Consider the following 5171-nt stretch of genomic DNA (forward strand, 5'->3'; position numbering starts at 1 on the left):
GCCCCGGCCCGCGCGGGCAAGGGCCGCCCAGCGGCCGTCGCCGGTCAGTGGCAGGGCAAGAACGCCGCCGAACACGCGCGCGACGCGGGCAAGTTGATCGGCCGCGCACCGGCCAAACCGAAGAAGCGCCCCATCCGGGAGGTTCGTTCGCTCGAAGAGTTGGACGAGTTGTTCGCCGCCCTGTCGGCGGGTGGTCAGAAGATCGAAGCACCGACCTACGCGGGCTCCGTGCTGTTGTTCCCGGACGGAACTAGGATCGGTTACCGAGTGAAGTCAAAGACTACAGTGGAACCGACCATCGACATCACAGCGCCAGGCGGGTGGTCGTTGAAGATCCACGTCAACGCACAGGGGTGGGACTAGCGATGCTGGAGGAGTTGCGAACTCAGCTTCTTGAAGCCGCCGAGGACGACTGGATCTACTTCGCCGAACTGTTGGGCATGGTGCGAGAGGTCACCGGATCAAGTGATGACCTCCTGACCACGGCGGGACAGGCCGCGGCGCAGTTCGTGCGGGAAGGTGTCATCGTGCCCGGCACGCTCACCGAAGCGGACGGATTCACACCCTGGCCGACCAGCCTCACGGAGTCGGCACAACGGATCGAAACGGAAGTAGCCGCGATGCTCCGCGACGGGGTTGAACCCTCGCTCGGAGACGTGTGCTGGTTCGATCTACCGAAAGACACGACTTCGACGTGAGCCCGGCGGCGTGCTGAGCAATACGCTCGCGAAAGCGCCAATGATCAGGGCCAAGGGGTAGTTCACACTTTGTACTCGGGCCACCGAGCGACACGACGCACGAGCAGTGCCACCGCCGTAACCATGCCAGCCACCCCGCGGCAACGGATGGCCACCAGGGGGCTTCGGCAGCGCGGGATAGTGGCACCGCAACGGTGCTCTCTCAGCTATCAGCCGTCTCGTTGATCGCCGCGTAGAGCACGGAGTCTCGCCAGGTCCCGCGAAGGAACACGTGACTGCGCAGCCTGCCTTCACACTGCATACCGATCCAAGCGCTCGAAGCCGAACAGCAGAAGCAGTCGGCCAGCCTCGGTTGCGTATCCCCGTGACCAGACCTCTCGGTGGAAGACGTAGCCCAACTCGCCACGAGCATGCTCGCGACTCGTCACCCGCAGCGCGGCGGACCCCACCACTCGACCACAGCGAGATTGAACTCCGACCGCTCCGCACTGCGCGCCTGTGCCAACACGCCACGCAGGAACACTCGAGTGTCCTCAGCGCTGTTGGGACCCCAATCGGTGTAGCGAGTCACTTCACGATTGCTGGCGAACGCATGCACAGACAACTCATCCGAGGCGACGAAGTTGCGCAACAACAGCCGTTCGCCCGTCAGGCAAAACCCGTCGCGCTCGCACGCCTCGAACATCCGACCCCCAGCCGCTCACAGCGCCCTCAATCCCAGCTAGTCTGCACGACCCGGCCAACCAAGGCAGAACGATTAACGACCCCCAGGGCTCCGCCCCGGCCGTGTCCCGGCCCCGTCGACGTTCACCAGCGAGCCACTGATTCCGGCGGCGAAGCCATTTCCGCAAGGCGGTGGGGACCCGTGGCGGATACGCGGCTGCAGGGAGAACGGGAGTGGTTCGGAGACAGAACGGCATGACCTGGTCGGCACAGCGAGCGACGCACGCAGAGCCGCCGCAGAAAGATTCTGCCAAACAACACCCAGCCGGGTGACCAGGCTGGAGCAGTTTTGGTGACCCCATTTGAAACGGGGTCAGGCGCTGCTCCAGTTTTGCTCCACCTACTGAACGGTAACTTGACAGCGGTCCACAATGGACCAATTTTCGGTCCACCAAAAAACAACGCCCGACCTGCGGAAACCGCAGTGCCGGGCGATCTTGAAAACTGTGGAGCTAAGGGGACTCGAACCCCTGACCCCCTCACTGCCAGTGAGGTGCGCTACCAGCTGCGCCATAGCCCCGAGACCGGAGTGGACTCCGTGTCCGTCTGCGTATACGTTACAACACCCCCCAACCAGGGTTGCAGCGGGGGTCCGCAACCGCGGACCCCCGCTCGCGTCACGCCTGGTTCACCAGGTTGGTCAGCCAGTTCGGGTCGGTCCAGTCGACCCGGGCGCCGTTGTGCAGGACGGTGGGTGTGCCCTGGAACGACGGGTCCTGGGACAACTGCTGGAAGGCCGCGTTGATCTGCTGGTTGTAGGTCCCGTTGTTGACGCAGGTGCCGAACTCGGGTGCGGTGATCCCGAGGTCCTGGCCCAGCTTCGTCAACTGTGCCTTGTCGTAGCCACGCTTGCCTTCTTCGGGCTGGCTGGCGAACAGGCTGTCGTGGAACGGGGTGAACTTGCCCTGGTCGGCGGCGCACAGAGCGGCGTTGGCCGAGTCGAGCGAGTAGCCGGGCGGGTCGGAGCGGTTGTTCAGCAGCGGGATCATGTGATAGCTGACCTGCAGGTTCCCGGACTTGACCTGCTGCTCGATCTGGCTGCCGTAGGCCTTCTGCAACTGTCCGCAGTACGGGCACAGGAAGTCGGCATAGATGTCGACCTTGACCTTGGCGTCGGCCTTCCCGGACACGACCACGACACCCTGCCGCTCGGCCGGGTTGTCCAGGGAAGTGCCGGTGGTCTGCGGCGGGATCGCCTGGCCCGCGGTGTTGTTCTTCGACGCGTTCGTCCAGAGCACGCCGCCGATGACGACCGCGGCCAGCACCACCACGGCGACCGCGGCCACGATCACCCTCCGGTTGCCGCCGGCGGAACCGCGCGCCTGGGCCACCGCCCTCGCCCCCGCCGACTGCTGCCGGCGCTTGCGCGCGGAACGTTCCGCTCCACCCACTTGATCAGATCCTTTCTGCTTCGCTCACCGGTTCGTCCGGGGCGGGCTCCCGCTCTCCGGCACGGAGCCAGCCGTCGACGGCGAGCCGTGTCCTGGACCGGAGGATCAGCCAGCCGGCCAGCACCAGGAAGCCGACGTCACGAGCGATCTCCTGAGGATATTGCGTCTGCCCTTGCGCCACCTTGCCGCCGCCGCCGAAACAGCCGCAGTCGATGGCCAGCCCGCGCGCCCAGGACTGGGCGACCCCGGCGATGAACAGCACCAGAAGGACCGCCGAGGCCACCGCGGTGATCCGGGTGAGCAACCCCGCCAGCAGAAGCACACCGAGCGCGAGCTCCAGCAGCGGCAGGGCCGTGGCCACCGGGTGCACCAGGGCGGACGGCAGGATCTCGTAGGCCTTCACCGCAAGGTAGGTCTGCCCGGGGTCCGAGATCTTGATCGACCCGGACACCAGCCAGACCGCGGCGAGGCCGAGGCGGACCAGCGTCCCGGCGATATCGAGCACGGGTTGGGAAGGGCGGAACACACTCCTAGGCTATCCGCGGGTCCTTCAGAGCGCGGTGAAGTATCGCCGCCCCAGCGGGAGGGAGTCGCCCGTGCCCCTCGTCCGGGTGATGATCGTTGTCGCGCTCCTGTGCGGGCTCACCGCCTGTTCCCGGCACGCCCCTGGCACCCTGCTGGGCAAGGCCGACGACGGCCGTCTGGTGATCGGGATCCGCTTCGACCAGCCAGGTTTGGCCGAACGCACCCCCGATGGCCGGTTCGTCGGATTCGACGTGGAGGTCGCCACCTACCTCGCCGGGCAACTCGGCGTGAAGCCCTCGGAGATCGTCTGGCGGGAAACCATGTCTTCGACCAGGGAGACGGATCTCACTTCAGGAGCGGTCGATCTGGTCGTCGCGACCTACTCCATCACGCCGCAACGCGAGCAGCTCATCGCCTTCGCCGGGCCCTACTTCGAGACGGGCCAGGACCTTCTGGTGCGCCGCTCCGACACCACGATCGGCGGCCCCGAATCGCTCGACGGGCGCCGGTTGTGTTCGGTGGCGGGCTCGACTCCCGCCCAGGAGGTCAAGAACCGGTTCGCGAAGGCCGTGCGGCTGGTCGAGTACCCGCGCTACCCGGACTGCGTGACGGCGCTCCTGGCGGGCCAGGTCGATGCGGTGACCACAGACGGCGTCATCCTCGCCGGCTACGTCACCCAGAACCCGGAACTGCTGAAGGTGGTGGGCAAGCCCTTCTCTCAGGAGCGGTACGGCGTCGGCCTGCGCCGGAACGATCCGGAGGGCCGCGCGGCCGTGGCGGCCGCGATCCAGCGGATGATCGACAGTGGAACCTGGATGACCGCGCTGAAGGCCACGATCGGCCCCTCCGGCTATCCCCTTCCCGCACCACCTACCGTGACCGAACGATGAACCTGCCCGACCTTCCCGTCCGAGCGGTACTCGGCGAGCTCGAGGCTGCCCTGTCGGCCCACGGCACCGCGGTCCTCGTCGCACCGCCGGGCACCGGCAAGACCACCCTCGTCCCGCTCGCGCTGGCCCAGCACATCCAGGGGCGCATCGTGGTGGCCGAACCCCGACGGCTCGCGGCGCGCGCCGCGGCGGCCCGGATGTCCGCCCTGCTCGGCGAACCCGTCGGGGAGACGGTGGGCTACTCGGTCCGCGGCGATCGCAAGGTGTCCGCCCGCACCCGGGTGGAGGTGGTGACCTCGGGGCTGCTCGTGCGGCGGGTGCAGGGCGATCCCGAACTCGACGGCGTGCACACCGTGGTGCTCGACGAGTGCCACGAACGACACCTCGACGCCGATCTGCTGCTGGCGCTGCTCCTCGACGTGCGCGCGGGTCTTCGCGAGGACTTGCGGCTGCTCGCGACCTCGGCGACCGTGGCCGCGGACAAACTCGCCTCGCTGCTCGATTCGGCGCCGGTGATCACCGCGCACGCCCGGACCTTCCCCGTCGAGCTCCGCTATCAGCCCCCGGCCCGGGATGAGCGGATCGAAGCCGCCGTCGCCCGCACGGTGCGCCGGGCGCTGTCGGAGGCGGACGGGGACGTGCTGGCGTTCGTGCCCGGCGCCGGTGAGATCGGCCGGGTTTCGAGACTGCTGGACGATCTGTCCGAAGTAGACGTGCTGCCGCTGCACGGCAGGCTTCCCGCGGCACGCCAGGACGCCGCGCTGCGGCCCGGCTCCCGGCGACGTGTCGTGCTGGCCACCGCGGTGGCAGAATCCAGCCTCACCGTGCCGGGGGTGCGCGTGGTCGTCGACTCCGGCCAGGCCCGCGTTCCGCGCGTGGACCATCGCCGTGGCCTGCCAGGCCTGGCCACGGTGCGGGTGTCCGCGGCGGTGGCCGAGCAGCGG

The 5171-nt window shown here is 67.9% G+C and carries 5 protein-coding genes, 1 tRNA gene and 2 pseudogenes; 4 read left to right on the forward strand and 4 right to left on the reverse strand.

The window, feature by feature from the left end; all coding sequences use genetic code 11:
• Positions 1-363 (forward strand): annotated as a pseudogene (locus tag FNH05_RS38445) (hypothetical protein); the annotation flags it as partial.
• A gap of 2 nt (positions 364-365) precedes the next feature.
• Positions 366-698: a hypothetical protein gene (locus tag FNH05_RS31720; RefSeq protein ID WP_144592531.1), complete on the forward strand. Its 333-nt coding sequence runs from the start codon at positions 366-368 to the stop codon at positions 696-698.
• Positions 699-988: 290 nt separating this feature from the next.
• Here FNH05_RS31720 and FNH05_RS38955 read toward each other — a convergent pair.
• From FNH05_RS38955 to FNH05_RS31740, 4 genes and pseudogenes are all read right to left on the reverse strand, one after another.
• Positions 989-1383, reverse strand: a pseudogene (locus FNH05_RS38955) (GNAT family N-acetyltransferase).
• A 485-nt stretch (positions 1384-1868) separates the two neighbouring features.
• Positions 1869-1941 (reverse strand) — tRNA-Ala (locus tag FNH05_RS31730).
• Between the two features lie 97 nt (positions 1942-2038).
• Positions 2039-2812, reverse strand: coding sequence for a DsbA family protein (locus FNH05_RS31735; RefSeq protein WP_144592532.1), 774 nt, complete (start codon positions 2810-2812; stop codon positions 2039-2041).
• Positions 2813-2816: 4 nt separating this feature from the next.
• Entirely contained in the window at positions 2817-3338 is a 522-nt protein-coding gene (locus tag FNH05_RS31740; protein ID WP_144592533.1) for a MauE/DoxX family redox-associated membrane protein, read from the reverse strand.
• Positions 3339-3426: 88 nt separating this feature from the next.
• On the opposite strand from FNH05_RS31740, the gene FNH05_RS31745 reads away from it, so the two are divergent.
• Complete coding sequence (locus FNH05_RS31745; protein WP_144592535.1) at positions 3427-4227, forward strand: glutamate ABC transporter substrate-binding protein; 801 nt, start codon at positions 3427-3429, stop codon at positions 4225-4227.
• On the forward strand, positions 4224-5171 hold a 948-nt coding region (locus tag FNH05_RS31750), incomplete at its 3' end, for a DEAD/DEAH box helicase (protein WP_144592534.1). The genes FNH05_RS31745 and FNH05_RS31750, both read left to right, overlap by 4 nt.

It is taken from the genome of Amycolatopsis rhizosphaerae, assembly GCF_007713715.1.
In the GTDB taxonomy this organism is placed as follows: domain Bacteria; phylum Actinomycetota; class Actinomycetes; order Mycobacteriales; family Pseudonocardiaceae; genus Amycolatopsis_E; species Amycolatopsis_E rhizosphaerae.

Coding starts and splice junctions, on each gene's coding strand:
- FNH05_RS31720 (WP_144592531.1), top strand. CDS start 366: ATGCTGGAGGAGTTGCGAACTCAGCTTCTTGAAGCCGCCGAGGACGAC.
- FNH05_RS31745 (WP_144592535.1), top strand. CDS start 3,427: ATGATCGTTGTCGCGCTCCTGTGCGGGCTCACCGCCTGTTCCCGGCAC.